Annotated in this window: 29 protein-coding genes; 21 read left to right on the top strand and 8 right to left on the bottom strand. The window is 68.2% G+C overall.

Going from position 1 to position 24,571, the window contains the following annotated elements; translation table 11 throughout:
- The first annotated feature begins 24 nt into the window (after nucleotides 1-24).
- The 4 genes from AC07O8_RS04965 (at nucleotide 25) to AC07O8_RS04980 (ending at nucleotide 3,701) form a co-directional block, all read left to right on the top strand.
- Complete coding sequence (locus AC07O8_RS04965) at nucleotides 25-315, top strand: hypothetical protein (RefSeq protein ID WP_495046992.1); 291 nt, start codon at nucleotides 25-27, stop codon at nucleotides 313-315.
- Complete coding sequence (locus tag AC07O8_RS04970) at nucleotides 315-1,607, top strand: phenylacetate--CoA ligase family protein (protein WP_495046993.1); 1,293 nt, start codon at nucleotides 315-317, stop codon at nucleotides 1,605-1,607. Before AC07O8_RS04965 ends, AC07O8_RS04970 begins: the two co-directional genes overlap by 1 nt.
- A 117-nt stretch (nucleotides 1,608-1,724) precedes the next feature.
- Entirely contained in the window at nucleotides 1,725-2,690 is a 966-nt protein-coding gene (locus tag AC07O8_RS04975) for a tripartite tricarboxylate transporter substrate-binding protein (protein WP_495046994.1), read from the top strand.
- 225 nt (nucleotides 2,691-2,915) lie between these two features.
- Complete coding sequence (locus AC07O8_RS04980) at nucleotides 2,916-3,701, top strand: hypothetical protein (protein ID WP_495046995.1); 786 nt, start codon at nucleotides 2,916-2,918, stop codon at nucleotides 3,699-3,701.
- A 43-nt stretch (nucleotides 3,702-3,744) separates the two neighbouring features.
- On the opposite strand, the gene AC07O8_RS04985 is transcribed toward AC07O8_RS04980, so the two are convergent.
- Both AC07O8_RS04985 and AC07O8_RS04990 read right to left on the bottom strand, forming a co-directional pair.
- Nucleotides 3,745-4,560: a hypothetical protein gene (locus AC07O8_RS04985; protein ID WP_495046996.1), complete on the bottom strand. Its 816-nt coding sequence runs from the start codon at nucleotides 4,558-4,560 to the stop codon at nucleotides 3,745-3,747.
- A 128-nt stretch (nucleotides 4,561-4,688) separates the two neighbouring features.
- The gene (locus AC07O8_RS04990) at nucleotides 4,689-5,072 is read right to left on the bottom strand and encodes a VOC family protein (RefSeq protein ID WP_495046997.1); all 384 of its coding nucleotides are present in this window, start codon (nucleotides 5,070-5,072) and stop codon (nucleotides 4,689-4,691) included.
- Between the two features lie 143 nt (nucleotides 5,073-5,215).
- On the opposite strand from AC07O8_RS04990, the gene AC07O8_RS04995 reads away from it, so the two are divergent.
- The gene (locus AC07O8_RS04995) at nucleotides 5,216-6,337 is read left to right on the top strand and encodes a hypothetical protein (protein WP_495046998.1); all 1,122 of its coding nucleotides are present in this window, start codon (nucleotides 5,216-5,218) and stop codon (nucleotides 6,335-6,337) included.
- On the opposite strand, the gene dtd is transcribed toward AC07O8_RS04995, so the two are convergent.
- Both dtd and AC07O8_RS05005 read right to left on the bottom strand, forming a co-directional pair.
- Nucleotides 6,300-6,737: a D-aminoacyl-tRNA deacylase gene (dtd, locus tag AC07O8_RS05000; protein ID WP_495046999.1), complete on the bottom strand. Its 438-nt coding sequence runs from the start codon at nucleotides 6,735-6,737 to the stop codon at nucleotides 6,300-6,302. The two genes, AC07O8_RS04995 and dtd, sit on opposite strands and share 38 nt — an antisense overlap.
- A complete protein-coding gene (locus AC07O8_RS05005) occupies nucleotides 6,734-7,726 on the bottom strand; it encodes a cation diffusion facilitator family transporter (protein ID WP_495047000.1) in 993 nt (330 codons plus the stop codon). Before AC07O8_RS05005 ends, dtd begins: the two co-directional genes overlap by 4 nt.
- A gap of 95 nt (nucleotides 7,727-7,821) precedes the next feature.
- Here AC07O8_RS05005 and argB point away from each other — a divergent pair, with 95 nt between their 5' ends.
- From argB to AC07O8_RS05075, 14 genes are all read left to right on the top strand, one after another.
- Entirely contained in the window at nucleotides 7,822-8,736 is a 915-nt protein-coding gene (gene argB, locus AC07O8_RS05010) for an acetylglutamate kinase (RefSeq protein ID WP_495047001.1), read from the top strand.
- Nucleotides 8,737-8,974: 238 nt separating this feature from the next.
- Complete coding sequence (locus AC07O8_RS05015) at nucleotides 8,975-9,664, top strand: response regulator (RefSeq protein ID WP_067276757.1); 690 nt, start codon at nucleotides 8,975-8,977, stop codon at nucleotides 9,662-9,664.
- Between the two features lie 142 nt (nucleotides 9,665-9,806).
- Nucleotides 9,807-10,445, top strand: a complete 639-nt coding sequence (slmA, locus tag AC07O8_RS05020; RefSeq protein WP_297525826.1) for a nucleoid occlusion factor SlmA — start codon at nucleotides 9,807-9,809, stop codon at nucleotides 10,443-10,445.
- Nucleotides 10,446-10,512: 67 nt separating this feature from the next.
- Entirely contained in the window at nucleotides 10,513-11,532 is a 1,020-nt protein-coding gene (locus AC07O8_RS05025) for an ATP-binding protein (protein WP_495047002.1), read from the top strand.
- Nucleotides 11,533-11,539: 7 nt separating this feature from the next.
- A complete protein-coding gene (locus tag AC07O8_RS05030) occupies nucleotides 11,540-12,025 on the top strand; it encodes an NUDIX domain-containing protein (RefSeq protein WP_495047003.1) in 486 nt (161 codons plus the stop codon).
- Nucleotides 12,026-12,083: 58 nt separating this feature from the next.
- Nucleotides 12,084-12,476 carry a phosphoribosyl-AMP cyclohydrolase gene (gene hisI / locus AC07O8_RS05035; protein WP_297525891.1) on the top strand — a complete coding sequence of 131 codons (393 nt, stop codon included), beginning with the start codon at nucleotides 12,084-12,086 and terminating at the stop codon, nucleotides 12,474-12,476.
- Nucleotides 12,477-12,559: 83 nt separating this feature from the next.
- Entirely contained in the window at nucleotides 12,560-12,925 is a 366-nt protein-coding gene (locus AC07O8_RS05040) for a phosphoribosyl-ATP diphosphatase (protein WP_495047600.1), read from the top strand.
- A gap of 10 nt (nucleotides 12,926-12,935) precedes the next feature.
- Nucleotides 12,936-13,337, top strand: a complete 402-nt coding sequence (locus AC07O8_RS05045) for a DUF4870 family protein (protein ID WP_495047004.1) — start codon at nucleotides 12,936-12,938, stop codon at nucleotides 13,335-13,337.
- Nucleotides 13,338-13,349: 12 nt separating this feature from the next.
- Nucleotides 13,350-13,697, top strand: a complete 348-nt coding sequence (locus AC07O8_RS05050) for a histidine triad nucleotide-binding protein (RefSeq protein WP_495047005.1) — start codon at nucleotides 13,350-13,352, stop codon at nucleotides 13,695-13,697.
- A gap of 207 nt (nucleotides 13,698-13,904) precedes the next feature.
- On the top strand, nucleotides 13,905-14,135 hold the full coding sequence (gene tatA / locus AC07O8_RS05055) for a Sec-independent protein translocase subunit TatA (RefSeq protein WP_331618155.1): 231 nt from the start codon (nucleotides 13,905-13,907) through the stop codon (nucleotides 14,133-14,135).
- Between the two features lie 11 nt (nucleotides 14,136-14,146).
- Nucleotides 14,147-14,632 carry a Sec-independent protein translocase protein TatB gene (gene tatB, locus AC07O8_RS05060; protein ID WP_495047006.1) on the top strand — a complete coding sequence of 162 codons (486 nt, stop codon included), beginning with the start codon at nucleotides 14,147-14,149 and terminating at the stop codon, nucleotides 14,630-14,632.
- Nucleotides 14,629-15,423: a twin-arginine translocase subunit TatC gene (tatC, locus tag AC07O8_RS05065; protein ID WP_495047007.1), complete on the top strand. Its 795-nt coding sequence runs from the start codon at nucleotides 14,629-14,631 to the stop codon at nucleotides 15,421-15,423. Before tatB ends, tatC begins: the two co-directional genes overlap by 4 nt.
- A 359-nt stretch (nucleotides 15,424-15,782) precedes the next feature.
- Nucleotides 15,783-16,445, top strand: a complete 663-nt coding sequence (locus AC07O8_RS05070; RefSeq protein WP_495047008.1) for an amino acid ABC transporter permease — start codon at nucleotides 15,783-15,785, stop codon at nucleotides 16,443-16,445.
- Nucleotides 16,446-16,571: 126 nt separating this feature from the next.
- Nucleotides 16,572-17,495: a DMT family transporter gene (locus AC07O8_RS05075; protein ID WP_495047009.1), complete on the top strand. Its 924-nt coding sequence runs from the start codon at nucleotides 16,572-16,574 to the stop codon at nucleotides 17,493-17,495.
- A gap of 3 nt (nucleotides 17,496-17,498) precedes the next feature.
- Here the strand turns inward: AC07O8_RS05075 and AC07O8_RS05080 are convergent, their stop codons facing one another.
- Nucleotides 17,499-17,717 (bottom strand): hypothetical protein, encoded by a 219-nt coding sequence (locus AC07O8_RS05080; protein ID WP_495047010.1) that lies wholly within the window; start codon nucleotides 17,715-17,717, stop codon nucleotides 17,499-17,501.
- A gap of 210 nt (nucleotides 17,718-17,927) precedes the next feature.
- Here AC07O8_RS05080 and AC07O8_RS05085 point away from each other — a divergent pair, with 210 nt between their 5' ends.
- The gene (locus AC07O8_RS05085; RefSeq protein ID WP_495047011.1) at nucleotides 17,928-18,611 is read left to right on the top strand and encodes an ion channel; all 684 of its coding nucleotides are present in this window, start codon (nucleotides 17,928-17,930) and stop codon (nucleotides 18,609-18,611) included.
- Nucleotides 18,612-18,664: 53 nt separating this feature from the next.
- On the opposite strand, the gene AC07O8_RS05090 is transcribed toward AC07O8_RS05085, so the two are convergent.
- The 3 genes from AC07O8_RS05090 to AC07O8_RS05100 form a co-directional block, all read right to left on the bottom strand.
- A complete protein-coding gene (locus tag AC07O8_RS05090) occupies nucleotides 18,665-19,990 on the bottom strand; it encodes an ABC transporter ATP-binding protein (RefSeq protein WP_495047012.1) in 1,326 nt (441 codons plus the stop codon).
- Nucleotides 19,991-20,000: 10 nt separating this feature from the next.
- Nucleotides 20,001-21,728 carry an ABC transporter permease gene (locus AC07O8_RS05095; RefSeq protein ID WP_495047013.1) on the bottom strand — a complete coding sequence of 576 codons (1,728 nt, stop codon included), beginning with the start codon at nucleotides 21,726-21,728 and terminating at the stop codon, nucleotides 20,001-20,003.
- 125 nt (nucleotides 21,729-21,853) lie between these two features.
- Nucleotides 21,854-22,720 (bottom strand): LysR substrate-binding domain-containing protein, encoded by an 867-nt coding sequence (locus tag AC07O8_RS05100; protein WP_495047014.1) that lies wholly within the window; start codon nucleotides 22,718-22,720, stop codon nucleotides 21,854-21,856.
- Between the two features lie 148 nt (nucleotides 22,721-22,868).
- Between AC07O8_RS05100 and AC07O8_RS05105 the strand changes: the two genes are divergently transcribed.
- Nucleotides 22,869-24,410: a PAN domain-containing protein gene (locus tag AC07O8_RS05105; RefSeq protein ID WP_495047015.1), complete on the top strand. Its 1,542-nt coding sequence runs from the start codon at nucleotides 22,869-22,871 to the stop codon at nucleotides 24,408-24,410.
- The last annotated feature ends 161 nt before the right edge of the window (nucleotides 24,411-24,571 follow it).

The following is a 24,571-nucleotide window of genomic DNA, read 5'->3' on the forward strand; positions in this document are numbered from 1 at the left end:
CAAGGATTGATGGGAGAGCAGTTCATGGACAACGACTTCTTCGCGCCCCCGCCGTTCAAGGCCGAGGAGGCGCTGGTGCAGTTGAAGCGCGCGCTGCGCGACCTGCGCGCGCTGACCGAGCGCGGCACCGGCTGGAGTTTCGAGAACCAGGAGGTCCTCCAGTTGACGCCCGGCGAGGGCCAGATCACCGCGAAGCTGGCGAAGAAGCCGGCGCGCAGCCCCGACTGGGAGACGCGCGTCTGCCGCAACGCCGCCGACGTGCGCAAGCTGCAGGACGACCTCAAGCGGCGTCTGGCGCAGTGGGCGGAGGAGTGATGGGCGCCGCCGATCGCGACTTCTACGACGCGCTGGAGACGCGCGACCCCGCCGCGCGCGAGGCCGCGCTGCTGGCGTCGCTGCCGCACCAGGTGGCCAACGCGCGGCAGAACACCGAGGCCTTCGGCGAACTGCTCGGCGACGTGGAGCCGGACCTGGTCCGCACCCGCGACGCGCTGGCGCGTCTGCCGGTGACGCGCAAGTCGGAGCTGCTGGCCCGTCAGCAGGCGGTGCGCGCGGACGCGGGGCGTGTGCCGTTCGAGCCCTTCGGTGGTTTCTCGACGATCGGCTGGCGCGGATTGAAGCGCGACGGCGGGGCGCGTCGCGTGTTCCAGTCGCCGGGCTCGATCTACGAGCCCGAAGGACACGGGCGCGACTACTGGCGCGTCGGCCGCGCGCTGCACGCGGCGGGGCTGCGGGCGGGCGACCTGGTCCACAACTCGTTCAGCTATCACCTGACGCCGGCCGGCGCCATGATGGAGGGCGGCGCGGAGGCGCTCGGCTGCACGGTCTTCGCCGGCGGCGTCGGCAACACCGAGCTGCAGTTGCAGGCGATGGCGGAACTGCGGCCGCAGGCCTACGTGGGCACGCCGAGCTTCCTCAAGATCCTGCTCGACAAGGCGGCGGAGCAGGGGCAGGCCTTGTCCGTGCGCAAGGCGCTGGTCAGCGGCGAGGCCTTCCCGGCCGCGCTGCGCGACTGGTGCGGCGAACGCGGCGTCAGCGGCTTCCAGTGCTACGCCACCGCGGACCTGGGGCTGATCGCCTACGAGACCGCGGCGCGGCAGGGACTGGTCGTCGACGAGGGCGTGATCCTCGAGATCGTGCGACCCGGCACCGGCGATCCGGTGCCCGACGGCGAGGTGGGCGAGGTCGTCGTCACCACGCTCAACCGCGATTACCCGCTGATCCGCTTCGGCACCGGCGACCTGTCGGCGGTGCTCCCCGGCACCTGTCCGACCGGGCGCACCAACGTCCGCATCAGAGGCTGGATGGGGCGCGCGGACCAGAGTGCCAAGGTGCGCGGGATGTTCGTGCATGCCGGCCAGGTCGCCGAGGTGCTGCGGCGCTTCCCGCAGGCGCGGCGCGGGCGGCTGGTCGTCGAGGGCGAGATGGCACAGGACCGGATGACGCTGCGGGTCGAGACCGACGGCGGCGTCCCCGAAGGTCTGGCCGCCGGGCTGGCCGTGGCGCTGCGCGACGTGACCAAGCTGCGGGGAGAGGTGGTGGTGGTCGAGCCGGGCGCCTTGCCCAACGACGGAAAAGTCATCGAGGACCTGCGGAAGTTCGACTGAATTCCGGTTCCACCCCCTCGGGGGTATCCCGGCTTACGTAGTTTCCGTAAGTTGCAATGTGAGGCGGCGACCTAGCATCCGCGCCATCACCCACACCTCCAACGAGGAAGAGACACCATGAAGAAGATCTTGCTCGCCTCCGTCGCGGCGCTGAGCGTCGGCGCTGCCTGGGCCGAATACCCGGACAAGCCGGTGACCATCGTCGTCCCGTTCGCCGCCGGCGGCCCGACCGACAAGGTCGCGCGCGACCTGGCCGAGGCGCTGCGCAAGCCGCTCAACGCGACGATCGTGATCGAGAACGTCGGCGGCGCCGGCGGCACGCTGGGCGCGACCAAGGTGTCCAAGGCCGCGCCGGACGGCTACACGCTGCTGCTGCATCACATCGGCATCTCGACCTCGCCGGCCCTGTACCGCAACCTGCAGTACAAGACGCTGGACGACTTCGAGTACCTGGGCCTGATCAACGAAGTGCCGATGACGCTGATCTCGCGTCCCAACCTGCCGGCCGCCAACTACGCCGAGCTGGTGAAGTGGCTGGGCGCCAACAAGGGCAAGATCAACCTGGCCAACGCGGGCCTGGGTTCCGCGTCGCACCTGTGCGGCCTGCTGTACATGAGCACGGTCAAGATCGACATGACCACGGTGCCGTACAAGGGCACGGGCCCGGCGATGACCGACCTGATCGGCGGTCAGGTCGACCTGATGTGCGACCAGACCACCAACACCACGACGCAGATCGACGGCGGCAAGGTCAAGGCCTATGCGGTCTCGACGACCAAGCGCCTGGGCGGTTCGCTGGCCAAGCTGCCGACGCTGGACGAGTCCGGCCTGAAGGGCTTCAACGTGACGATCTGGCACGGCATGTACGCGCCCAAGGGCACGCCGAAGGCGGTGCTGGACAAGATCAACACCGCGTTGAAGACCGCGCTGAAGGATGCCGAGTTCCACAAGCGCGAGGAAGCGCTGGGGGCCGTCATCGTCACCGACAACCGCGTGAACCCGGCCGAGCACAAGAAGTTCGTTTCCGACGAGATCAACAAGTGGACGCCGATCATCAAGGCGGCGGGTCAGTACGCCGACTGAGCGTCGACCTGCACGACGCGGCGATGCCTCGCCGACGTCACCCGGCGCGGGCCGCCCCGCGCCGCCTCAAGGCCCGCCCTCCGGCGGGCCTTTTCATTCCTGCCTCAGCCGAAAGCCGAGTGCCGAGTGCCGAGTGTCGGATGGCGCTCATCGGATCCCGCCCGCCGGACGAACTTCAAGCAGGATGTTGGCGACTGAAGGATCCTTCAATCATCAAGAATCCATATGCCGAACACTATCGGGCAGTCACCCCCATCATCGGACCTCAGCGATTTCGTCGCGGACAGGCTTGGCGACGACACGCAGGCTGAAATCGCGGCTCTGACAAAGCAGTACCTGTTGGACGACGCCTCTTCACTTCTGAAGCGAATGACTCACCTGAAAGGCGGGATCGACGGACAGAAGGAACCCGAAAAACGCGCGCGCGCGGAAGAGATCGAGAAGAAGGCCGTGCTGCTGTACGCGAAGTTGAACGAGAGGCTCGAAGCCAACGGGACGAATGTCGATGCGCCCTCGGAATTGCGCGAATTCGAAGGGCTGCTCAATGAGGTCCAAGCGTGTTCTTCCGGGAAGTCATCTACCGCAATTCCGACTCATTTCACGCAGACGACCTCCACCATTCGTCGTTCAGGTCTCTCCGGGAGGGTTTTGCAGGTGGTCGAATCGACTTTGGACTACGGCTCCGGCTCGAGCGTCGTGCGGCACCAGATCCGCTCCCAACCCGCAGCAGTCGTGAATGGCAGACAAGTCGGCGAAGCAGGTCCGACCAACGCGGTGCCGATGCCGCCGCGAGAGTCGGACTTCGATGTCGTCGCTGCCGAAGTCGAATTCAAGCGGATTGTCCAGAGCAATCCCTACGAGAGCGACCATGCAGACCATCGCTCCTTGGCGGAGACGATGGAACGTCTCCAATCCCAATGGGCGTCGGCCGACGGCGCTGGCAAGAAGCAACTGTTGGCCACTGCCACCAATGCGTACAACTACGCCAGGAGAAACGCCGCCGCGCTCTGATCGGTTCGCTGACCGACGGGCCCAACCCCCACCCCTGGCTTCCTCAGGGCGCCCGGGGCAGCTCGTGATGCCGCATCAGGTGCAGGATGGCCTCCGACGGTCGCGCGCGCTGGTGACGCACGGTGGCGAAAGCCTCGCTCTCCAGCGCCAGGGCGCCGGCCAGCGCGGACTGCCAGCGCGGCAGGGCATCGCCGTCGAGCACGTCGCTCGACGGGAGGGACTGCAGCAGCGCCTGCGCCGTGCACAGCGCGTCATGTCCGGGAAGCGTCGGGAATCGTTCCGGGGCGGCCCGGGTCAGCGCCGCGAGATGCGCGTCGCGGTCGCGGACGGCGGCGGGAAAGTCCGTCGGTATCTGCTGGGCGAAGGGGACGACGAGCAGGCAGTCGGAGCGGTTCGAGCTCACGCCCTCGGCACCGGCCTTCACGGCATGCGCGAGCATGGAGCGCATCTCCCCCCGCCATGAGCGCAGGGCGTCGGAGAGCGGCGGCTCCTCCGGCGTCCCCCCCGGCGTCCCCATGCGCGAGGCTCGCAAATAGGCGGCCCCCATCAGCGCCGTGGCGCGAACGCCGGTGAGCTCCCGTCCGGCGAACTGGCAGTCTTCCCGCGCGCTCTCCAGCAACCGATGGAGGTCTCGCAGGTCGGACTGCAGCTGCTGGGGGTTGTTGCGCAGGTCGGGGTCGCCGTCGATGCGATCGAGATGCGCGGTCACACGGCGCAGCGCGTCTTCGAGTGGCGCCTGGCGGGCCGGCTCTCGACGGCCGACGGTCTCCTCGCGCAGATGCGCCGGGAAGTCGCCGGTGTCGCACGCGCCGAATCGCGAGAAGTCGGGCAGGGGGTCGGAGGGAGGCAGTCGGTCCATGATGGCATCCGGTCAAGAGGTGCCGCCTCAGTGGACGCGTCCCGCGGTGCATCCGTCATCCCGTGATGGTCACCGCGCCATGGTCACCGCGCCACCACCATCACGTCATTGCCATCACGTCACCGCCATCACGCCGGCGACCGGCACACCACGCCCACCTTGTTGCCATCCAGGTCGCGGAAGTAGGCCGCGTAGAAGTTGGGCCCGTAGTTCTCGCGCGGGCCGGGGCGGCCGTCGTCCTTGCCGCCGCCGCTGATCGCCGCGGCGTACACCGCGTCGACCTGCGCCCGGGTCGATGCCGCCAGTGCCAGCATCGTGCCGTTGCCGGCGGTCGCATCCAGCCCGTTGAAGGGTTGCACCACCCACAGTTGCGTCTCGCCGCCTTCGGGCCCGTAGCCGACCATTTCGTCGTCCGAATAACCCGGCTTCAGGCCCAGTGGCGCGAGCGCGGCGTCATAGAACGCCTTGGCCGCGCGGCGGTCGTTGCTGCCCAGGGTGACGTAGCTGATCATGGGGGAGGTCCTTGCGTCGTATCGGCCATGTGGAGACTGCATTGTCACCAGATTGATCAACCGCCATGACTGCTTCCGGTCAGCGAACCCAATCCGTGCCTCGACAACTGAACTGTTCTCATTGGCAAGAAAGAAAGATTGATATGTGGAGCAGCGGCTCGTTCTCTTCCAGGACATCGACGATCCATCACGCCGGCGACATCCGTTATGGCGGTCATACGCGGGTCGATGCCGCCGGAGGCATCACATCGACAGGACTGACGCCGCAGGCGTTGACGGCGCAGGTCAAGCAGGATGTCGAGGCCTTGTTCAACCTGGAACGCAGCAGCAGGGCGACGCAGCCCGAGCAGGCAAAGACGGTGCTCGCGTGGGCGAACGAAGCGCGGCTGCTGGGCGAGCAGGTGGATCGCAAACTCTCGCAGATGGACTGCAACTTCGATGCCCGGGCGGCGGCGAAGCACATTGCGGCATTGCGCAAACAGGCCGAGGCGATCTGTCGAGGTGAAGCCCATGCCGCGACTGACGAGTCCGCGCGGACGGGTCGCGGCCGCGCTTCCGGGCGCGAGGAGACGGGCGGCGCCAACAGGCGCAAGTTCGCTGTGTTCACCAACTTGCAAGATTGCAGAGAGGCGCCCGCATCTCAGCGTCAGTTCGATCGCGTGGACATGGTGGTCGTCAAGGGCGCGCTCCGGATCCAACGTCCTGCCGATGATGCCCAGGCGGTGTCCGGCTTCCGCAATGACAACTACAACTACACCGACACCGACACCGACACCGACACCGACACCGACACCGACACCGACAGCGACAGCGACAGCGACAGCGATGACGGCGCTGCCGCCTTCTCGTATTCGGCAACACGCTCAACCACCTACGCAAAACAATACTCGGCAACATACGCCAATGGAGCCCTCGTGAAGGAGTCCTTCAAGGAGACAATCTCGTGTGCCGCAAGCGTGTCGACGGTGTCCGCGGATCCGACATCTGCACGGCCTCGGTCGAAGCCGGCTGGTGGCGAGAGACCGCAAGTCGAACCGCCCGCGCGGCAGCCATTGCCTGGCCCGCAGGCCGTGGGCCAAGAGCTCGGTGACGAATGGGTGGTGGTCGACCTCCCGCCGCCTGACGAAGCGCTGGCCAATGAGTCGAGGCAACAGCAATCGCGGGCGAGGCGTTTCTTGAGTCGGTTGGTGGACGGGCTGCGGGGGGCGCGCGCCGACGCGCGGCCGCTCACATCCGCATCGGAATCGTCACCGGCCCGTCGTTGATCAGGCGGACCTGCATGTCCGCGCCGAACTCCCCGGTCTCGACGACCGGGTGCCGCGACCGCGCGAACGCGACCGCATGGTCGTAAAGCCTGCGGCCGAGTGCCGCGGGCGCCGCGCCGGTGAAGCTCGGCCGGTTCCCACCCGAGGTGTCCGCCGCCAGCGTGAACTGCGAAACGATCAGCAGGCCGCCGCCGACGTCCTGCACGCTGCGGTTCATCTTGCCGGCCTCGTCGCTGAAGATGCGCAGCTTCAGGATCTTCTGCAGCAGCTTCTCGGCCACGGCCTCGCTGTCCTGCGGCTCGGCGCAGATCAGCAGCAGCAGGCCCGGGCCGATCTGTCCGGTGCAGCGGTCGTCGACATCGACCCGCGCCTCCTTCACCCGTTGCAGCAACGCGATCATCCTGGTCCTTCCTGGTCGGGTGTGGCTGCGGGTGCGGCCGTCGATGTGGGCATCGACGTGGGCGTCGACGTAGGCATCGACATGGGCGTCGATGGGGTCGTCCCGCGCTCCGACATTTCGGCGAAGCGCGTCTCGACGTTGATCGGCAGCAGCTGGATGCTGGCGCGCAGGCCGGGCAGGGCGCGCATCAGCGCCTGCTCGACCTGACCCCGCAGCGCGGCGGCCTCGCCGAGCGTCCATCGCGCCGGCACGTGCAGATGGAAGTCGACGTGGCGCTGCTGTCCCGCCACCCGCGTGGCGACGTGGTCGAAGCGCAGTTCCGGCGACTCGAAGCGCGCGAGCACCTCGGCGATCGTCCGCTGATCCTCCGGATCGAGCGCCATGTCCATCAACCCGCCGGTGGACTTCCACATCAGGTGCACCGCCTCGCGCAGGATGTTCAGCGCGACCAGGATCGCCAGCAGCGGATCCAGCCAGGTCCAGCCCGTCAGCAGCACGCCGATCAGGCCGGCGACGACGCCGACCGAGGTCCAGACGTCGGTGAAGAGATGGCGCGCGTCCGCCTCGAGCGCGATCGAGCGGTGTTCGCGCGAGGCCTGCAGCATCTTCCAGGCCAGCGTGCCGTTGATCGCCGTGCTGACCAGCGACAGCGCCATGCCGAGTCCGAGCTGCTCCAGCGGTTGCGGCGCGCGCAGCCGCTCGACCGCGGCCCAGGCGATACCCAGCGCCGCGATCAGGATGAGCGCGCCCTCGAAGGCGCTGGAGAAGTACTCCGCCTTGTGGTGGCCGAAGGGGTGGTCCTCGTCCGGCGGCCGCCGCGCGATCGTCACCATCGCCAGGCCGAAGAGCGCCCCCGCGAGGTTGATCCCCGATTCGAGCGCATCGGAGGCCAGGCTCACCGAGCCGGTCCACCACCAGGCGGCCGTCTTCAGGGCGATGGTCAGCACGGCCACGCCGGCGGACAGTTTCAGATATTGCTGCACTTGCATGGCGTCGATTTTGCCGGTCCTAGAATGGCGCCCGATCCGTTCCTCGTTCCCGATCCCACCACGTCCCACCCCCTCAGCCTCCTCCGGACAGCACCATGAGCAACACCCCTCCCGTCCACGACGCCGATCTGAGCCACATCCCGCCGCGCGACAAGGCCGAGCTGCTCTCCCAGGCGCTGCCCTACATCCGCAAGTACCACGGCAAGACCATCGTCATCAAGTACGGCGGCAACGCGATGACCGACCCCGCGCTGCAGCAGGACTTCGCCGAGGACGTGGTGCTGCTCAAGCTGGTCGGCCTGAACCCGGTGGTCGTGCACGGCGGCGGTCCGCAGATCGAGGACGCGCTCAACAAGCTGGGCAAGAAGGGCCACTTCATCCAGGGCATGCGCGTCACCGACGAGGAGACGATGAGCGTGGTCGAATGGGTGCTCGCCGGCGAGGTGCAGCAGGACATCGTCGGCCTGATCAACGTCGCCGGCGGCAAGGCCGTGGGCCTGACCGGCCGCGACGGCGGCATGATCCGCGCCAAGAAGCTCAAGCTGATCGACAAGGACGATCCGGCCAAGGAGCATGACGTGGGCTCGGTCGGCGACATCGTCGCCATCGACCCCAGCGTCGTGAAGGCGCTGCAGGACGACCAGTTCATCCCCGTCATCAGCCCGATCGGCTTCGGCGAGAGCAACGAGAGCTACAACATCAACGCCGACGTCGTCGCCGGCAAGCTGGCCGAGGTGCTCAAGGCCGAGAAGCTGGTGCTGCTGACCAACACGCCGGGCGTGCTCGACAAGCAGGGCCATCTGCTGACCGACCTGTCGGCGCGCGAGATCGACGAGCTCTTCGCCGACGGCACGCTGTCGGGCGGCATGCTGCCCAAGATCGCCTCCGCGCTGGACGCCGCCCGCAGTGGCGTCAAGGCCGTCCACATCATCGATGGCCGCGTGCCTCACGCGATGTTGCTGGAGATCCTGTCCGAGCAGGCCTACGGGACGATGATCCGATCGCATTGAGCGCCACCCCGCGCAGTCCAGGATCCCCCTGATGGGTGGATTCCCCCCACGAGCCCCCTCTGGACGAGGGGGCTCGGTCGTTTCCGGAGGGCGAACGGGATCGCTGATTGCCCTACGCTGTCCCGCTGGCCGCCGGGCTTGGTCGAAGGTCATACCACTGCAAGCTGGGGATTGCCGCTGAAACACGCGACATCCCAGAATGCGCCACGAAACGGCTCCACAGGCCGTGAGGGATTGCATGTCACTTTTCAGCGTCTTGATCGTCGAGGATCAGCTTCGTTTCCGCGAAGCGTTCGCCCATGCCCTTGAGAAAGCGCCGGACATCCGTCTGGTCGGCATGGCCACGGATCTCCAGCAGGGCCGGAAGATGTTCGACCAGACGCGTCCCGACGTGCTGCTGGTGGACCTCGACCTGCCCGGGGGCAGCGGCATCGAACTGATCCGCCACGCGGCCCACGTCGCGCCGGAGTGCGAGGTGATGGTCATCTCCGTCTTCGGCGACGAGCAGCACGTGCTGTCGAGCATCGAGGCCGGCGCGACCGGCTACCTGCTCAAGGACTCGCTGGCGCTGGACCTGCCCGGCCAGCTGCGGTCGCTGCGCGCGGGCGGCAGTCCGATCTCGCCGGTGATCGCGCGCCGGCTGCTGCTGCGCCTGGCGCCGCAGGGCGCGGGCGCGCATCCGCGCGGCTTCGGCGACTCCGCCCCGATGCCGCTGGTCGACGAGCAGGTCGTCGCGCTGTCCGAGCAGGAATCGCGCGTGCTGCACCTGGCCGCCAAGGGCTTCACCTTCGACGAGATCGCGCAGTTCATGAACGTGTCGCCGCACACCATCATGACCTACGTGAAGCGCACCTACCGCAAGCTGCAGGTCCGCTCCAAGGTCGAGGCGATCTACGAGGCGCGCCGCCTGGGCTGGCTGCGCGACTGATCGGGCAAGGACTGCCCCTCGCAGGACCATCCGCTCTGGAGGAGCCGGAAACCGGCCGGGGAACCGGGCGTACGACGTCCGGCATCGCCGTCAAGACGGTGTTCCGGCTGTGACAGAATCGCCGCACACTTCGGCCCCCTCCATGCACCCCAGCTCCTCGGACACCCCGGACTCCGCCGCCGCCAAGCCGGCGGAGCTGCCACGCAAGCGGCTCAAGCCGGGCGAGCGCCGGGTGCAGATCCTGCAGACGCTGGCCAGCATGCTGGAGCAGCCCGGCGCGGAACGGGTGACCACCGCCGCGCTCGCGGCGCGGCTCGAGGTCAGCGAGGCGGCGCTGTACCGCCATTTCGCCAGCAAGGCCCAGATGTTCGAGGGCCTCATCGAATTCATCGAGACCAGCATCTTCTCGCTGCTCAACCAGATCGCCGAGCGCGAGACCGACGGCCTGGCGCAGGCGCAGCGCATCGTCGCGGTGCTGCTGCAGTTCGGCGAGCGCAATCCCGGCATGGCGCGCGTGATGGTCGGCGACGCGCTGGTCTATGAGAACGAGCGCCTGGTCGCGCGCATGAACCAGTTCTTCGACAAGGTCGAGTCGTCGTTGCGGCAGGGGCTGCGGACCGCCGCGGAGGCGTCGGGCTCCACCACGCCGACCGTCGAGGCGCAGGCGCAGGCCTCGGTGCTGGTGAGCTTCATCATCGGCCGGCTGCAGCGGTATGCGCGCTCCGGCTTCAAGCGCCTGCCGACCGAACAGCTGGATGCCGCGATGCGAATGCTCGCCTGAGCTTTCGCGATGCCACGCGCCCTGAACGCCTCGGGACGCCACGGGACGCCGCCTACACTCGGCGGCTATGGTCAATGCTTCCGACGCCCTTGATGCCGTGCTGCGGCGCGCCGACGCGCTGCTGAGCCGCCTGGAGGCCGTGCTGCCCCAGCCCCTGACGCCGCCCGACTGGGACGTGGCCGTGGCCTTCCGCTACCGCAAGCGCGGCGCGATCGCGCGGCTGGAGCCAGTCAGGCACCTGTCCGCGATCCGGCTCGCCGATCTCAAGGAGGTCGAGCCGCAGAAGGAGCGCCTGCTGCGCAACACGCGCCAGTTCGTGCGGGGCCAGCCCGCCAACAACGTGCTGCTGACCGGCGCGCGCGGCACCGGCAAGAGCTCGCTGATCAAGGCCTGCCTGAACGAGTTCGCCGGACAGGGCCTGCGCCTCATCGAAGTCGACAAGGGCGACCTCGTCGATCTGCCGGACCTGGCCGACCTCGTGGCCGATCGGCCGGAGCGCTTCGTGATCTTCTGCGACGACCTCAGCTTCGACGAAGGCGAGGCTGGCTACAAGGCGCTGAAGTCGATGCTGGACGGCTCCGTCGCCGCGGCCACCGACAACCTGCTGATCTACGCGACCAGCAACCGCCGCCACCTGCTGCCCGAGCAGATGAAGGACAACCTCGCTTCCACCTACTCGGAGCGCGACGGCAACGTCGAGGTGCATCCGGGCGAGGCGGTGGAGGAGAAGATCTCGCTGTCCGAGCGCTTCGGCCTGTGGATCAGCTTCTACAGCTTCAGCCAGCAGGAGTACCTCGCGATCGTCGCGCAGTGGCTGACGCATTTCGGCCTGGACGCCGCCCGCATCGAGGCCGCGCGCCAGCCGGCCCTGGTCTGGGCGCTGGAGCGCGGGTCGCGCTCGGGACGCGTCGCCTACCAGTTCGCGCGCGACCTGGCGGGGCAGGGCGCCGCCGAGGCGGCCGCCACCGGCGCCGTGCCTGCCTCCGCATCCGCACCCGCACCCGCATCCCCGTCTCCGTCTCCCTCTCCGTCTCCGTCTCCGTCCGCCTCCGATGGCGATGCGCCGGAGGGTCTCGACCATGTCTGACAGAGCCATGCCTGCCAACCAAGAATCCGCGAATCCGCACAGCCCCTCCGCCGCGAGCGATCGCGTGCCGGTGGACGTGGCCGTCGGCGTGCTGGTGCGCCGCGAGCCGAACGGCCGCGAGACCGAATTCCTGCTGACCTCCCGCCCGGAGGGCAAGGTCTACGCCGGTTACTGGGAGTTCCCGGGCGGCAAGCTCGAGGCCGGCGAGACGGTCGAGCAGGCCTTGCGCCGCGAGCTGCACGAGGAGCTGGGCATCACGATCGGGGCGGCGCAGCCGTGGAAGATCGAGTTGATGGAGTACCCGCACGCCAAGGTACGCCTGCACTTCTGCAAGGTGTACGAGTGGCAGGGTGAGTTCGAGATGCGCGAAGGCCAGGCGATGAGCTGGCAGCACCTGCCGGTGCAGGTGCAACCGGTGCTGCCGGGCACGATCCCGGTGCTGCAGTGGTTCGCCGCCGAGCGCTTCCACGTCGGGGCGACCCATGTCGTCTGAAGGCACGACCGAAGGCGTGAGTGCCGCCGCCGCCGCGACCGCGGACTACACTGCCGCGATGGACTGGCTGGATCAGATCAAGTGGGACCGCGACGGGCTGGTGCCCGTCATTGCCCAGGAGCAGGGCTCCAACGACATCCTGATGTTCGCGTGGATGAATCGCGAGGCCCTGGCCCGCACCGCCGAGGTCGGCGAGGCGGTCTACTGGAGCCGCTCGCGCCAGCGCCTGTGGCACAAGGGCGAGGCCTCCGGCCATGTGCAGCAGGTCCACGGCATCCGGCTGGACTGCGACAACGACGTCGTGCTGCTGAGCGTCACGCAGCACGGCCACGAGCCGGGCATCGCCTGCCACACCGGCCGCCACAGCTGTTTCTTCCAGAAGCTGGAGAACGGGCAGTGGACGGCGGTCGAGCCGGTCCTGAAGGACCCGGCCAGCATCTACAAGGCATGAGCGCGATGACCTCCTCCGACACGCCTGACACCCCTGAGGCGCTCTTCCCGCCCGACAGCCCGTCGCCCGCGGTAACGGCCCCGCTGACCGATCCGGCCACGGCGCCGCTGAACGGCACCGACGTGCTGGCGCATCTGGGCGACGTCGTCGCCCAACGCCGCGCCGAGGGCGATCCCGACAAGAGCTATGTCGCCAAGCTGTTCGCCAAGGGGCTGGACCAGATCCTGAAGAAGGTCGGCGAGGAAGCGACCGAGGTGGTGCTCGCGGCCAAGGACGGCGCGCCGGACAAGCTGGTCTACGAAGTCGCCGACCTGTGGTTCCATTCGATCGTCGCGCTGGCGGCCTTCGACCTGCGACCCGAACAGGTGCTGGCCGAGCTGGCCCGTCGCGAAGGCCTGTCCGGCCTCGAGGAATTTGCCCGCAGAAGCCCCCCGCAAGGGAACGCATGAAGGAGAGCGCATGACCCAGTCGTTCGAATCGCAGTCGCCCGACGTTGTCCTCGACCCCGAGCGCGAGGCGAGCCTGCGCACCATCGGCATCATCAGCTACGTGCTGCACGCGGTCGTCGCGATCGGGGCGCTGCTGCCCGGCGTGCAGGCCAGCATCGTGCTGCTGATCGTGGCGGTGATCGTCGACCTGGTGAAACGCGACGACGCCGCCGGGACCTGGCAGGCCACCCACTTCTCGTGGCGGCTGCGCAGCGTGCTGTGGTGCGGCATCCTGTATGTGGTGACGATCCCGCTGTGGTTCCTGTTCGTCATTCCCGGCTGGATCGCCTGGTGCGCGATCTCGATCTGGTTCCTCTACCGCATCGTGCGTGGCTGGCTGGCCATGAACGACCGCCGGCCGATGCCCCGCTGAGCTGCCACGACCATGAGCCACGACCCCGACTGCCTCTTCTGCAAGATCGTCCAGGGACAGATTCCCTCGAAGAAGGTCTACGAGGATGACGACATCCTCGCCTTCCACGACATCCATCCGTGGGGACCGGTGCATTTCCTGCTGATCCCCAAGCAGCACATCGCCAGCATGGTCGACCTGCAGCCCGAGCATGCGCCCCTGCTGGGCAGGATGTCGGTGCTGGTGCCCCGGTTGATGAAGGAACTGGGCGTCACGAACGGTTTCCGGACTGTCATCAACACCGGTTCGGATGGCGGGCAGGAGGTCTTCCACCTCCACATGCACGCCATCGGCGGACCGCGTCCCTGGTTGAAAGGCTGAGCGCCGGCCCCATCTGTTTCCCGCCACCGATTCACCGCCGACACCGGTTCAGTCTGCGGGAGCGCTCGGTTTTCCGATCTCCTGCGTTCGTCCAGCGGGTGGTGGCGGACCCATAAGCCGCTGAAGCGGGGAGGGACGGGCATTGATCGCCGACATGCCTGTCATGCGCGCACCGTAGAATTTCGGCTTCCGACTCTGGAGATTGTCATGGGTGGTTTGAGCATTTGGCACTGGCTGATCGTGCTGGTCGTCGTCATCGCCGTCTTCGGCACCAAGAAGCTGCGCAATGTGGGCGGTGACCTGGGCGCCGCCGTCAAGGGTTTCAAGGACGGCATGAAGGACGGCACCTCGCCCGACGCGCCGCCGCAGCAGGTGGCCAACACCAACAAGGCGGCTGATCCGAACACCGTCGACGTCGACGCCAAGACGCGCTCCTGAGCGCGGCCCGCATGGTCGATTTCGGCTTTGACAAGCTGATGCTGATCGGCGCCGTGGCGCTGGTCGTGCTCGGCCCTGAGCGCCTGCCGCGCGTGGCCCGGACGGTGGGCACCCTGCTGGGCAAGGCGCAGCGTTACGTGTCCGACGTGAAGGCGGAGGTGAACCGGTCCATCGAACTGGAGGAACTCCAGAAGATGAAGGGCCAGTTCCAGACGGCGGTCAACGACGTGCAGTCCAGCGTGCAGGAACAGATGGACGCCGCCAACCAGTCGCTGCAGTCCACCTGGTCCGACCTGTCCGTGGACGGCTCGAACGCGGACGGCACGATCGGCGGCTACGGCGGGCCGGTCCCGGTCTATTCGCATCCCAAGAAGAACTGGCGCCTCAAGCGCGGCGCCACGCCGGTCTGGTACAAGCAGCAGCAGGGCGTGCGTCGCCACGCCCAATCCGGCGCGGCCCGCGTGGCGCGCTTCCGTCCTTCCCGCCGAGCCCCATGAGCAGCCCCCAAGAAGACGAACTGGCCGGCACCGAACAGCCTTTTGTGTCCCACCTGATGGAGCTGCGCGACCGGTTGATCCGGGCGCTGCTCGCGGTCGGGGTGGCGTTCGGCCTGCTGTGCGTCTGGCCCAGCCCCGGCAGCCTGTTCGACCTGCTGGCGATGCCGCTGGTGGCGCACCTGCCGCAGGGCAGCTCGATGATCGCGACCAACGTGCTGTCGCCCTTCCTCGTGCCGCTGAAGATCACCTTGCTGGCGGCTTTCCTGCTGGCCTTGCCGGTGGTGCTGTACCAGGTCTGGGCCTTCGTGGCGCCGGGCCTGTACTCGCACGAGAAGCGGCTGGTGATGCCGCTGGTCGTCTCCAGCACGCTGCTGTTCTTCGCCGGGGTGGCGTTCTGCTACTTCTTCGTGTTCGGCAAGGTGTTCACCTTCATCCAGAGCTTCGCGCCGAAGAGCATCACCGCCGCGCCGGACATCGAGGCCTACCTGGGCTTCGTCATGAACATGTTCATCGCCTTCGGCGCTGCGTTCGAGGTGCCGGTGGTGGTGGTCGTGCTCGCGCGCATGGGGCTGGTGACGGTGCCGCAGCTCAAGCAGTTCCGCGGCTACTTCATCGTGCTGGCCTTCGTCATCGCGGCGGTGATCACGCCGCCGGACATCGTCTCGCAGCTGGCGCTGGCAATCCCGATGTGCCTGCTCTACGAGGTCGGCCTCTGGGCTGCCAATGCCTTCGCCAGATACTCGAAGGCCCCGGACGCCGAGGCCGAAGAAAGCAACGGCACCGCCGGCTGAACCCCGCAGCCGTCAGCACACGCCAGCAGCGGCCAGCAGACGCCCGATCCCGATCGGGCGTTTGTCATTGCGCCCAAAGAATCCCCGCAGACCTCCCCCCAGCCCGTGGAAGTCCATCAATGAGGGTGGGGCCGGAATGATGCTGGGGATTCGCGGACGCGAGGTCCCCTGCATCGTGGAGAGCCCGCGCTTGGCCGAGCGCAGTGATTGCCAGAGCCTGCGCCTGGCCACGCTCAGTGAGTTCCAGAGCCCGCGTTCGGCCACGCGCGGTGATTTCCAGAGCCCGCCCTCGACGACCGAAGTCCGGGAGATGGCAACATGCCGCCTTCCGCTGAGAGGCGAGCCCTTCCAAGAACTCCATGGACTTCCACTCCCTGCTTTCCCTGGCCGAGCTGGCCTGGCCGGTGCTGTTGAAGGGTACTGGCTACACGCTGCTCTTCGCGGTGATGGCGATGATTTTCGGTTTGCCGCTGGCGGCGCTGATCACGCTGGTGCGGGTGCTCAAGCTGCCGGTGCTGGACCGCGTGGTGGCGGTCTACGTGAGCGCGATGCGCGGCACGCCGCTGCTGGTGCAGGTATTCATCGTCTACTACGGGCTGCCGAGCATCGGCATCGAGTTCTCCCCGCTGGTGGCTGGCGTGCTGACGCTGACCTTGAACGTCGCCGCGTACATGAGCGAAACCTTGCGCGGTTCGATCGCCGCGGTGGCGCAAGGCCAGTGGCTGGCGGGCACCTCGCTGGGACTGAGCCGTCCCCAGACGCTGCGTTTCGTGGTCGGCCCCCAGGCGCTGCGCGCCGCCGTGCCGAGCCTGTCCAACAGCCTGATCTCGCTGATCAAGGACACGTCCCTGGTGTCGGTGATCGCGGTGACGGAGCTGATGCTCGCGACCAAGGAGGTCATCTCCACGACCTTCCAGCCGTTCCCGCTCTACCTGGCGGCGGCGCTCATCTACTGGGCGCTGAGCTTCGCGTTCGAGCAGGTGCAGCGGTGGATGGAGAAGCGCCTGGCCTATCCGCACTGATCCCCGCACTGATCCCCGCGCCGATCCCCGCGCCGATCCCCGCACTTATCCCACCCATCCCTCCGCATCGATCCCTTCGCATCCATCCCTTCGCATCGATCCTGCCGCACTGACGTCCCCGCCCTGATGACCCCCTCCGTCGCCGTCTCTCCCTCGCTCCTTTCCGTGCATCTGCGACTGGTCGGCATGGCCGTGCTCTGGGGCGCTTCCTGGCCCTGGGGCCGGGTCCTGGCGCAGGCGATGCCGCCGCTGGCGGCCGCCGCCTGCCGCTTCCTGTTCGCGGGCGCGATCCTGATGCTGTGGCTGGCCAAGACCGGCCGGCTGGCGGCCTTGCGCGACTGGAGCGCGACACGCTGGGCGGGGATGGTGCTCGCCGCCAGCTTCGGCGTCTTCGGCTACGCGACCTTCTTCATGAGCGGGTTGCAGCATGTGCCGGCCGGCAAGGGTGCGCTGGTGATCACGCTGAATCCGGTGATCACGCTGCTGCTCGCGGCGTGGCTCTTCGGCGAACGCCTGAACAAGCGGATCGGCCTGGGGATGGCGATGGCCGCGGTGGGCGCCGCCGTCGTGATCACCAAGGGCGAGCCCTGGCATGTCTTCGACGGCCGCGTCGGCATCGGCGAAGTGCTGCTGCTGGGCTGCGTCGGATGCTGGGTCGCCTACACGTTGATCGGACGCAAGGTGATGGTCGGCGTCGACGCGCTGACGACGACCGCCGTCACGGCCGCGATCGGCGCGCTGATGCTGCTGGTGCTGACGCTCGTCGTCGACGGCACGGCCGGTGTGGCCGGCGTGCTGGCCGCGCCGCGCAACGCGTGGCTGTGCATGGCCGGCATCGTCGTCGGCTCGACCGCGCTGGCCTATGCCTGGTACTTCGACGGCGTGAAGGCGCTGGGCGCCGGCGCGGCCGCCGGCTACATCACGCTGGTGCCGGTGTTCGGCGTGGTCTTCTCGGCGCTGTGGCTGGGCGAGGTCGTCGACGCGTCGCTGCTCGTCGGCGGCACGATGGCGATCGCCGGCACGGCCTTGATGAACCTCGGCCGTCGCTGAGGCTTACTTCCGGCCCGCGCCCACCAGCACGATGCCGCCCACCGCGATGGCGGCAATGCCGGCCCACAGCGGCACGTTGACGCGCTTGGTCTCCTCGACCTTGAGCTCGATCGGGCCGACCTTGGCGGCGGTGTTTTCCTTCGTGTACGAGAACCCGCCGTAGACCAGGCCCAGTACGCCCGCGATGATCAGGATCACCGCGATCAATCGACTACCAGCCATGACGTCCTCCAATGTGTGCGATGTGGTGTTGAGATGACAAGCCCCCCGCCGTCGCCTCGCATGTCGCACGGCGTCGGGGTGGCTCATTGAAGCGCTTCGGTGCGCCGGCGCACGTAGGACGCCGCCGCGTTCGCATGTCGGGCGGATCCGCTGCGCTGCCCGGCGCGAGGCGGTCGTTGCGGACCGCGCCGCAGCAGGGAGAATCCGCCGATGCGTTTCCTCCGAGTCCTCGTCCTGACGCGGCGTCATCCGTCCGCGATCCTGCTGCTCGTGCAGTTGCTGGGGCTGCTGCTCTACCCGCTGCTGGAGGGCAGCCGCTCGGCGCCGTTGGCGCTCGGCGCCTTCGGCATCGTGGTGCTGATCTTCACCACGCGCATGGTGCGCAGCACGCCGGGCCTGACCTGGCTGAGCGTGACCATCGCGCTGCCGGCCGTCGTGCTCCTGCTGCTGCAGGCGTTCTGGCACATGGAGCAGCTGCTGCCGTGGTCCTCGGCGCTGGAAGCGTTGTTCTACTTCTACGCCGCCGCCAGCCTGACCGCCTACATGATGAGCGATTGGCACGCGACGACCGACGAACTGTTCGCCGCCGCCGCCACCTTCACGCTGCTGGCCTGGGGCTTCGCGCATGTGTTCGTGGTGGTGCAGGCGTTGTACCCGGGCAGCTTCGCGGCGGCGGTGGATCCGCAGTCGCCGCGCACGTGGACGGAGCTGATGTTCCTCAGCTTCGCGCTGCTGTCCAGCACCGGCATCGGCGACGTGATCCCGGTGAAGCCGCTGGCGCGGGCCGTCACGACGATCGAGATGTTCGTCGGCGTCATGTACCTCGCGGCCGTGGTGTCGCGGCTGATCGGGCTGACGCTGATCCGGCAGCGGGAATTGTCCGACCTGGATTGAGTCCGCCAGGCGCTTCCGGACTGACAGCGGCCAGGACCGTGCTGGCGCCTCTTTCAGCGCGTCGCCGTTTCCTCATCCCCCGTCGGCAGCCGCAGCGCGCCGGTGTTGTAGTCGTACTCGAACACCTCGCCATGCCGCGCCCAGGTCACCGCCGTCTGCAGCACCGCGTCGGCCTCGGTGTCGTCGAGGTGCTCGCTCAGCAGCCTGAGCACCGGCTTGTCCGGCATCTCGCCGCTGGGCTCCTGCTCCAGGCTGTGCCGGATGTGCGCGATCAGCGGCACGTGGGCAAGCAACTGCTGACCGAAGAGGTCGCGTCGCAGCCCGTGCGTTCCTTCCACGTAGCGCCGCCCCAGCGGCGTCAGCTGCAGGTCGCCGCTGTCGAGCTGCGCCAGCCCCAGCAGCGCCAGCGCATGCGCGACCGGCAGCAGCTCCGAGTCCGGCAGCCCCGCTTCCTCGCACAGCTGCGGCAGGTCCGCGCGGCCGTCGAAGGGCGGTTCCGTCAGCAGCTCCAGCAGGCCGTCCATCCGCGCCACGTCCGCCGCCGGCAGGCGCTCGGCCAGCGGCGCCGGCGCCGTCGCCGCGTCGACCGCGCCCGCGGCGCGCGACGGCCGTGCCGCGCCCGCCGTCATCAGCGCATAGACCTCGTCGATCAGCGCGCGCACGTCGGCGCTCTCCGGATCGCGCGGCCGCGGCAGCTGCACCGACAGCTGGCAGCGGATCCGTCCCGGATCGCTCGCGAAGATCAGCACGCGGTCCGCCATCATCACGGCCTCCTCGATGTTGTGCGACACCACCAGCATCGCCCGCGTCGGCATGTGCCCGCCGTCCCACAGCTCGAGGATGTCCTCGCGCAGCCGCTCGCCGGTCAGCACGTCCAGCGCCGAGAAGGCCTCGTCCATCAGCAGCACGTCCGGCTCGGTCACCAGCGCCCGCGCGATGCCGACCCGCTGCCGCATGCCGCCCGACAGCTCGCGCGGCAGCGCGCCCTCGAAGCCGCTCAGGCCGATCAGCGCGATCGCCGCCTCGGCCTTGGCTTCGCGCTCGGGCTTCGCGACGCCGCGCGCCTCCAGCCCCAGCTCGACGTTCTGCTGCACCGTCAGCCACGGGAACAGCGCGAAGGACTGGAACACCATGCTGATGCCCCGCGCCGGTCCCGACAGCGGCTGCCCGCGGTAACGCACCTGGCCCGCGTCGGCCGGCACCAGCCCGGCCATGATGCGCAGCAGCGTGCTCTTGCCCGAGCCCGACTGGCCCAGCAGCGCGACGATCTCGCCCTCGCGCAGGTGGAAGTCGACGTCCGCCAGCACGGGACGCGGATGACCGTCGGCCGAGCGGAAACGCTTGCCCACGCCGTGGAGTTCGATGATGGATGCGGTCATGCCGTGCTCCTCACAGGTGCATGCGGTCTTCGGCCAGCCGGTACAGGCGGCGCCAGACGAAATGGTTCAGGCCCATCACGAAGATGCACATCACGCCGATGCCCAGCGCGATCCGCGGGAAGTCGCCCCGCGCGGTCATCTCCGCGATGTAGCTGCCCAGGCCGTGCGCCTTGAGCGTCGTGTCGCCCCAGGAGACGTACTCGGCGACGATGCTGGCGTTCCAGGAACCGCCGCTGGCCGTGATCGCCCCGGTGACGAAGCTCGGGAACACCGCCGGCAGCAGGTAGCGCCGCCATTTCAGCCAGCCGCTCAGGCCCAGGTTGCGCGCCGCATGGCGCAGCTCGGCGGGGATGTTGGAGGCGCCCGCGATCACGTTGAACAGCAGGTACCACTGCGTGCCGAAGATCATCAGCGGCGACAGCCACACATCGGGGTTGAGCTTCCAGCGCACGATCAGCACGACCGCCACCGGGAACAGCAGGTTGGCCGGGAACGCCGCCAGGAACTGCGCCACCGCCTGCAGCCGGCCGGACCAGCGCGGGTTCATGCCGATCCAGATGCCCACCGGCACCCACACCAGCGCGGCCAGCGCGATCAGCACCAGCACGCGCACCAGCGTCAGCAGGCCGAGCCCGAAGACATGCCCCGCTTCGGACCAGCCGACCTCGGTATGGACGAAGCGGACCAGGTGGTACAGCGCCACCATCACCGCCGCGGCCACCACCGCGTCCCAGGCGCGCGTCCAGGTGGCGCCGGCGATGCGCGGGCGGGCGCGGATCGAGGTGCCGTCGTGATGCCGGCGGAACCACACCAGGCTGCCTTCGAGCCGGTCCACCAGCCACGCCGCCGAGCGCCGCGTGAGCGAGGTGCGCCGCAGCCAGTTCAGCATCCACGAGTGGGGCGCGGTGTCGGTGCCGCTGTCCTCGAAGCGGAACTTGTCCGCCCACGCGACCAGCGGCCGGAACACGAGCTGGTCGTAGAGCACGATGCCCACGAGCATCGCGACGATCGCCCAGCCGATCGCGCCGAGGTCGCGGGCCTCGATCGCCATCGCGATGTAGGACCCGACGCCGGGCAGCTTGATGCTCTGGTCGGAGACCGAGATCGCCTCCGACGCGACGACGAAGAACCAGCCGCCGGACATCGACATCATCATGTTCCAGAGCAGGCCCGGCATCGCGTAGGGCAGCTCCAGCCGCCAGAAGCGCTGCCAGCCCGACAGCTGGAACACGCGCGCCGCCTCGTCGAGTTCCGACGGCACCGTGCGCAGCGACTGGTACAGGCTGAAGGCCATGTTCCAGGCCTGCGAGGTGAAGATGGCGAAGATCGCCGCGCACTCGACGCCCAGCAGGTTGCCGGGGAAGAGCGCGATGAAGCCGGTGACCGTGATCGACAGGAAGCCCAGGATCGGGATCGACTGGAGGATGTCGAGCATCGGCACCAGCACCTTCTCCGCGGCGCGGACCTTGGCCGCGAGCACCGCGAAGACCGCGCTGAACAGCAGCGCCAGCACCATCGCGGCCAGCATCCGCAGGTTGGTGCGCAGCAGGTAGTAGGGCAGGTGGGACGGATCCAGCGACAGCGGCAGCGGATCACCCAGCGCGAACGGGCGCGCCATCTGCGCGGCGCCGTAGGCCAGCAGCACGAGCAGCGCCAGCACCAGCGGCAGCAGCGCCCAGTCCCAGCGGTTGGAGCCCGCCTCGACGACCGGGCGGGGGAAGAATTGGCGGCGGTCCATGAGCTTGGCTTTCTCGTTCTGCATGGATTCCAGGGAACAGACGGCCTCCTGGGCCCCCCGCGCGAAGCTGCGCAGGATGCCTGGGCCTCCCTTCAGAAACCTGTCCGGTTTCTGGCCCGAGTCTGTCAGGCCCGCAGCGCCTGCGCTACCTCGAAGAACGAGGCCAGCAGCAGGCTGTCCCGGCGCTCTTTCAGGCAGTAGATGTGCGTCTCGGTATGGGCCGGATCGCCGTCGATGCGCACGGCACGGAAGCGGGCGTCGGGGATGAACTCGGCCTCGGAGACGACACCGATGCCGATGCCGCGCGCGGCGGCTTCCCGCAGCGCCTCGCGGCTGCCGATCTCCATCGCGATGCGCGGCGTCACGCCGGCTTCCTGCAAGGCGGCCGTGAGCGCGCGACGTGTGCTCGAGCCCGCCTCGCGCTGCAGCAGCGGCTGGTCCGCGAGCTCCTTCAGCGCGACGCTCTTGCGCCGCGCGAAGGGATGGTCGAGATGCACGAACAGGATGATCGCGTGGCGCGCGTAGGGCATGGTCACGAAGTCCGGCGCGTCATGGACGCGCGCGAGCACGCCGATGTCGATGATGTAGTTCTCCAGGTCGGCGATGACCTGCGCCGAGTTGCCCATGCGGATCGACACGTCGACCTTCGGATACCGCTGCCGGTAGGCGTCGACCATCTCGATCACGTGGAAGGGCCCCACCGCGCCGAGCTTGAGCTGGCCGCTGCTGAGTTCGCCGCAGTCGTGCATCAGGTTGTAGGCCTCGACCTCCAGCGCGGCGAGCTGGCGCGCGATGGGCAGCAGCTGTTCGCCCACGCTGCTCAGCTCGATCCGATGTCCCCGGCGGTGGAACAGCGCCACCTTGTGCTGCTGCTCGAGGGCCTGGACCTGCATCGTCAGCGTCGGCTGCGACAGGCCCAGCGCGCGCGCCGCGGCGCTGAAGCTGCCATGCCGGGCGACGGCGAGGAAGGCACGGAGTTTGGCGGCGGACATATATGGATGGTATAGATGAAATTGATATTTATGATTAATTTGAAAAATCTGTCCGATCGTCACATACTGCGTACGCCATCAGCGCTGAATGGTCTTGTCCTTCTTCCCATAACAACGGGTTCCTGCACGAGGGAACCCAGGAGACAACATGAGACATCGCATCCTCCCCCGCGGGGTGGGCGCGGCGCTGCGCGCGCTGACGGCCTGTTCCGCGCTGACGGTCCTGGGCGGCGCGGCCTGCGCGCAGACTTCCGCGCAGACGTCCTCGCAAACGTCCCCACAGACCTCCGCCCTCTCGCTCTTCAAGCTCACCCGCGAGGCCGGGCTTCCCGGCTACGACCAGGAACGCCTGGGCGCCTTCAAGGATGCCCAGGGGATCGCGCGGACGATCACGCCGGAGGCTTGCGCCGCCGCCTGCACGTCGGATCCGCGACGCAACTGGTGCGTGAGCTTCGACTTCGACTGGCGGGCCGCCGTCTGCGCGCTCAAGGGCTATCGCGCGACCGAGGTGGGCGGCCCGACGAAGCTTCCCGGGCAGAGCTGGGATCACTATGCGCTGGTCGAGCCGGCGCCGGACCCGCTCAAGGACTTCGCGAAGACCGCCGACGCCGCCATCTCCGGCAACAACGTGGAACGCGTGAGCGGGGTGTCGCCGCAGGGCTGCGCCCAGGCCTGCAAGGATCCGTCGCGGTCGGGCTGGTGCAAGTCCTTCGACTTCCACAAGAACGAGCAGCGCTGCGACCTGAGCGACAAGCAGGCGTGGGACGTGGGCGGGCTCGGCAAGGACTACCCGGGCCACCCGTACGACCACTATGCCCTCGTCCCCGGCCAAGGCGTCCCGAACCCCATCACCGGACCGAACGGTCGCAAGCATCTGCTGGTGATCGGTCTGGACGGGCTGCGCGGCGACGCCCTGTTCTGCAACGGCTGCGCGGTGACGCCGGCCCTGAGCAGTCTCGCCAAGGGCGGCGCGTGGCACCGGAACGTGCTGGCGGGGGGGCCGCAGGCCACCCTCAGCGGCCCAGGCTGGTCGACCTTGTTCACCGGCTACTGGAAGGCCGACCACGGCGTGGCCGACAACGATCTGTCCCGTGTCCTGATGAAGCCGCATCTCTTCGACGTGATCAAGGCGCGTCATCCCACCGCGACCGTGGCCGTGGCCGCGGACTGGCTCAACCTGGTCAGCAACCTGAAGCCGAAGACCGACTTCCTCCTGCACTACCGACCCAAGCAGTCCCAGCAGGCGACGGATGCGGTCAAGGGCTGGCTGTCGTGGAGAAACCCGCCGACGGCGATCTTCTACTACCTGCACAACACGGACATCCACGAGCAGGCCTATGAGCCGCTCAATGCGGTCTATCAGTCCAAGATCAAGGGCGAAGACGCGCAGATCCAGCAGGTGCTGGACAATCTGGCCGCGCGCCCGACCCTGGCGGAGGAGGAGTGGCTGATCGTCGTCGTCTCCGATCATGGCGGCATCAACGGCGGCCATGGCGGGCAGTCGACCGCCGAGCGCGATTCGCTGCTGATCCTCAACAGCAACTACGGCAATCCGGCCAAGCCGGCCTACTGCCGCGGTGACCTCACCGGCACGCAGTTGCTTCAGGTCGATTCGTTGACGCCGCACGCGCTGGACTTCCTGGGTCTTCCCAACACCACGATCGGCCGCAAGCACCCCGCCTGCGGTTGATGCCGCACGCGCCATCGACGGCCGCCTCCGGGCGGCCTTTTCGTTGGTGCGTGCAGTCCTGGTCGCCATCATGCATAGAGTGGATCGATGATTTGATGAAGAAAATCTGATTGCATCAATGAATCTGTTGTCATGTCAGATTCATAGAGTGCCGGCATCCG

This window comes from Roseateles sp. GW821-FHT09G09 (genome assembly GCF_059415965.1).

What these genes read in the sequence shown, in the direction of transcription:
- AC07O8_RS05090 (WP_495047012.1), bottom strand. Translation starts at nt 19,990, where the DNA reads ATGACCGCATCCATCATCGAACTCCACGGCGTGGGCAAGCGTTTCCGC.
- tatA (WP_331618155.1), top strand. Translation starts at nt 13,905, where the DNA reads ATGGGTGGTTTGAGCATTTGGCACTGGCTGATCGTGCTGGTCGTCGTC.
- AC07O8_RS05085 (WP_495047011.1), top strand. Translation starts at nt 17,928, where the DNA reads ATGCGTTTCCTCCGAGTCCTCGTCCTGACGCGGCGTCATCCGTCCGCG.
- AC07O8_RS04990 (WP_495046997.1), bottom strand. Translation starts at nt 5,072, where the DNA reads ATGATCAGCTACGTCACCCTGGGCAGCAACGACCGCCGCGCGGCCAAG.
- AC07O8_RS04970 (WP_495046993.1), top strand. Translation starts at nt 315, where the DNA reads ATGGGCGCCGCCGATCGCGACTTCTACGACGCGCTGGAGACGCGCGAC.
- tatC (WP_495047007.1), top strand. Translation starts at nt 14,629, where the DNA reads ATGAGCAGCCCCCAAGAAGACGAACTGGCCGGCACCGAACAGCCTTTT.
- AC07O8_RS04995 (WP_495046998.1), top strand. Translation starts at nt 5,216, where the DNA reads ATGTGGAGCAGCGGCTCGTTCTCTTCCAGGACATCGACGATCCATCAC.
- AC07O8_RS05075 (WP_495047009.1), top strand. Translation starts at nt 16,572, where the DNA reads ATGACCCCCTCCGTCGCCGTCTCTCCCTCGCTCCTTTCCGTGCATCTG.
- AC07O8_RS05080 (WP_495047010.1), bottom strand. Translation starts at nt 17,717, where the DNA reads ATGGCTGGTAGTCGATTGATCGCGGTGATCCTGATCATCGCGGGCGTA.
- AC07O8_RS05045 (WP_495047004.1), top strand. Translation starts at nt 12,936, where the DNA reads ATGACCCAGTCGTTCGAATCGCAGTCGCCCGACGTTGTCCTCGACCCC.
- AC07O8_RS05015 (WP_067276757.1), top strand. Translation starts at nt 8,975, where the DNA reads ATGTCACTTTTCAGCGTCTTGATCGTCGAGGATCAGCTTCGTTTCCGC.
- AC07O8_RS05095 (WP_495047013.1), bottom strand. Translation starts at nt 21,728, where the DNA reads ATGGACCGCCGCCAATTCTTCCCCCGCCCGGTCGTCGAGGCGGGCTCC.
- AC07O8_RS04965 (WP_495046992.1), top strand. Translation starts at nt 25, where the DNA reads ATGGACAACGACTTCTTCGCGCCCCCGCCGTTCAAGGCCGAGGAGGCG.
- AC07O8_RS05100 (WP_495047014.1), bottom strand. Translation starts at nt 22,720, where the DNA reads ATGTCCGCCGCCAAACTCCGTGCCTTCCTCGCCGTCGCCCGGCATGGC.
- AC07O8_RS05050 (WP_495047005.1), top strand. Translation starts at nt 13,350, where the DNA reads ATGAGCCACGACCCCGACTGCCTCTTCTGCAAGATCGTCCAGGGACAG.
- dtd (WP_495046999.1), bottom strand. Translation starts at nt 6,737, where the DNA reads ATGATCGCGTTGCTGCAACGGGTGAAGGAGGCGCGGGTCGATGTCGAC.
- AC07O8_RS05070 (WP_495047008.1), top strand. Translation starts at nt 15,783, where the DNA reads ATGGACTTCCACTCCCTGCTTTCCCTGGCCGAGCTGGCCTGGCCGGTG.
- AC07O8_RS05025 (WP_495047002.1), top strand. Translation starts at nt 10,513, where the DNA reads ATGGTCAATGCTTCCGACGCCCTTGATGCCGTGCTGCGGCGCGCCGAC.
- AC07O8_RS05030 (WP_495047003.1), top strand. Translation starts at nt 11,540, where the DNA reads ATGCCTGCCAACCAAGAATCCGCGAATCCGCACAGCCCCTCCGCCGCG.
- AC07O8_RS05105 (WP_495047015.1), top strand. Translation starts at nt 22,869, where the DNA reads ATGAGACATCGCATCCTCCCCCGCGGGGTGGGCGCGGCGCTGCGCGCG.
- hisI (WP_297525891.1), top strand. Translation starts at nt 12,084, where the DNA reads ATGGACTGGCTGGATCAGATCAAGTGGGACCGCGACGGGCTGGTGCCC.
- AC07O8_RS04985 (WP_495046996.1), bottom strand. Translation starts at nt 4,560, where the DNA reads ATGGACCGACTGCCTCCCTCCGACCCCCTGCCCGACTTCTCGCGATTC.
- tatB (WP_495047006.1), top strand. Translation starts at nt 14,147, where the DNA reads ATGGTCGATTTCGGCTTTGACAAGCTGATGCTGATCGGCGCCGTGGCG.
- AC07O8_RS04980 (WP_495046995.1), top strand. Translation starts at nt 2,916, where the DNA reads ATGCCGAACACTATCGGGCAGTCACCCCCATCATCGGACCTCAGCGAT.
- argB (WP_495047001.1), top strand. Translation starts at nt 7,822, where the DNA reads ATGAGCAACACCCCTCCCGTCCACGACGCCGATCTGAGCCACATCCCG.
- AC07O8_RS05005 (WP_495047000.1), bottom strand. Translation starts at nt 7,726, where the DNA reads ATGCAAGTGCAGCAATATCTGAAACTGTCCGCCGGCGTGGCCGTGCTG.
- AC07O8_RS04975 (WP_495046994.1), top strand. Translation starts at nt 1,725, where the DNA reads ATGAAGAAGATCTTGCTCGCCTCCGTCGCGGCGCTGAGCGTCGGCGCT.
- slmA (WP_297525826.1), top strand. Translation starts at nt 9,807, where the DNA reads ATGCACCCCAGCTCCTCGGACACCCCGGACTCCGCCGCCGCCAAGCCG.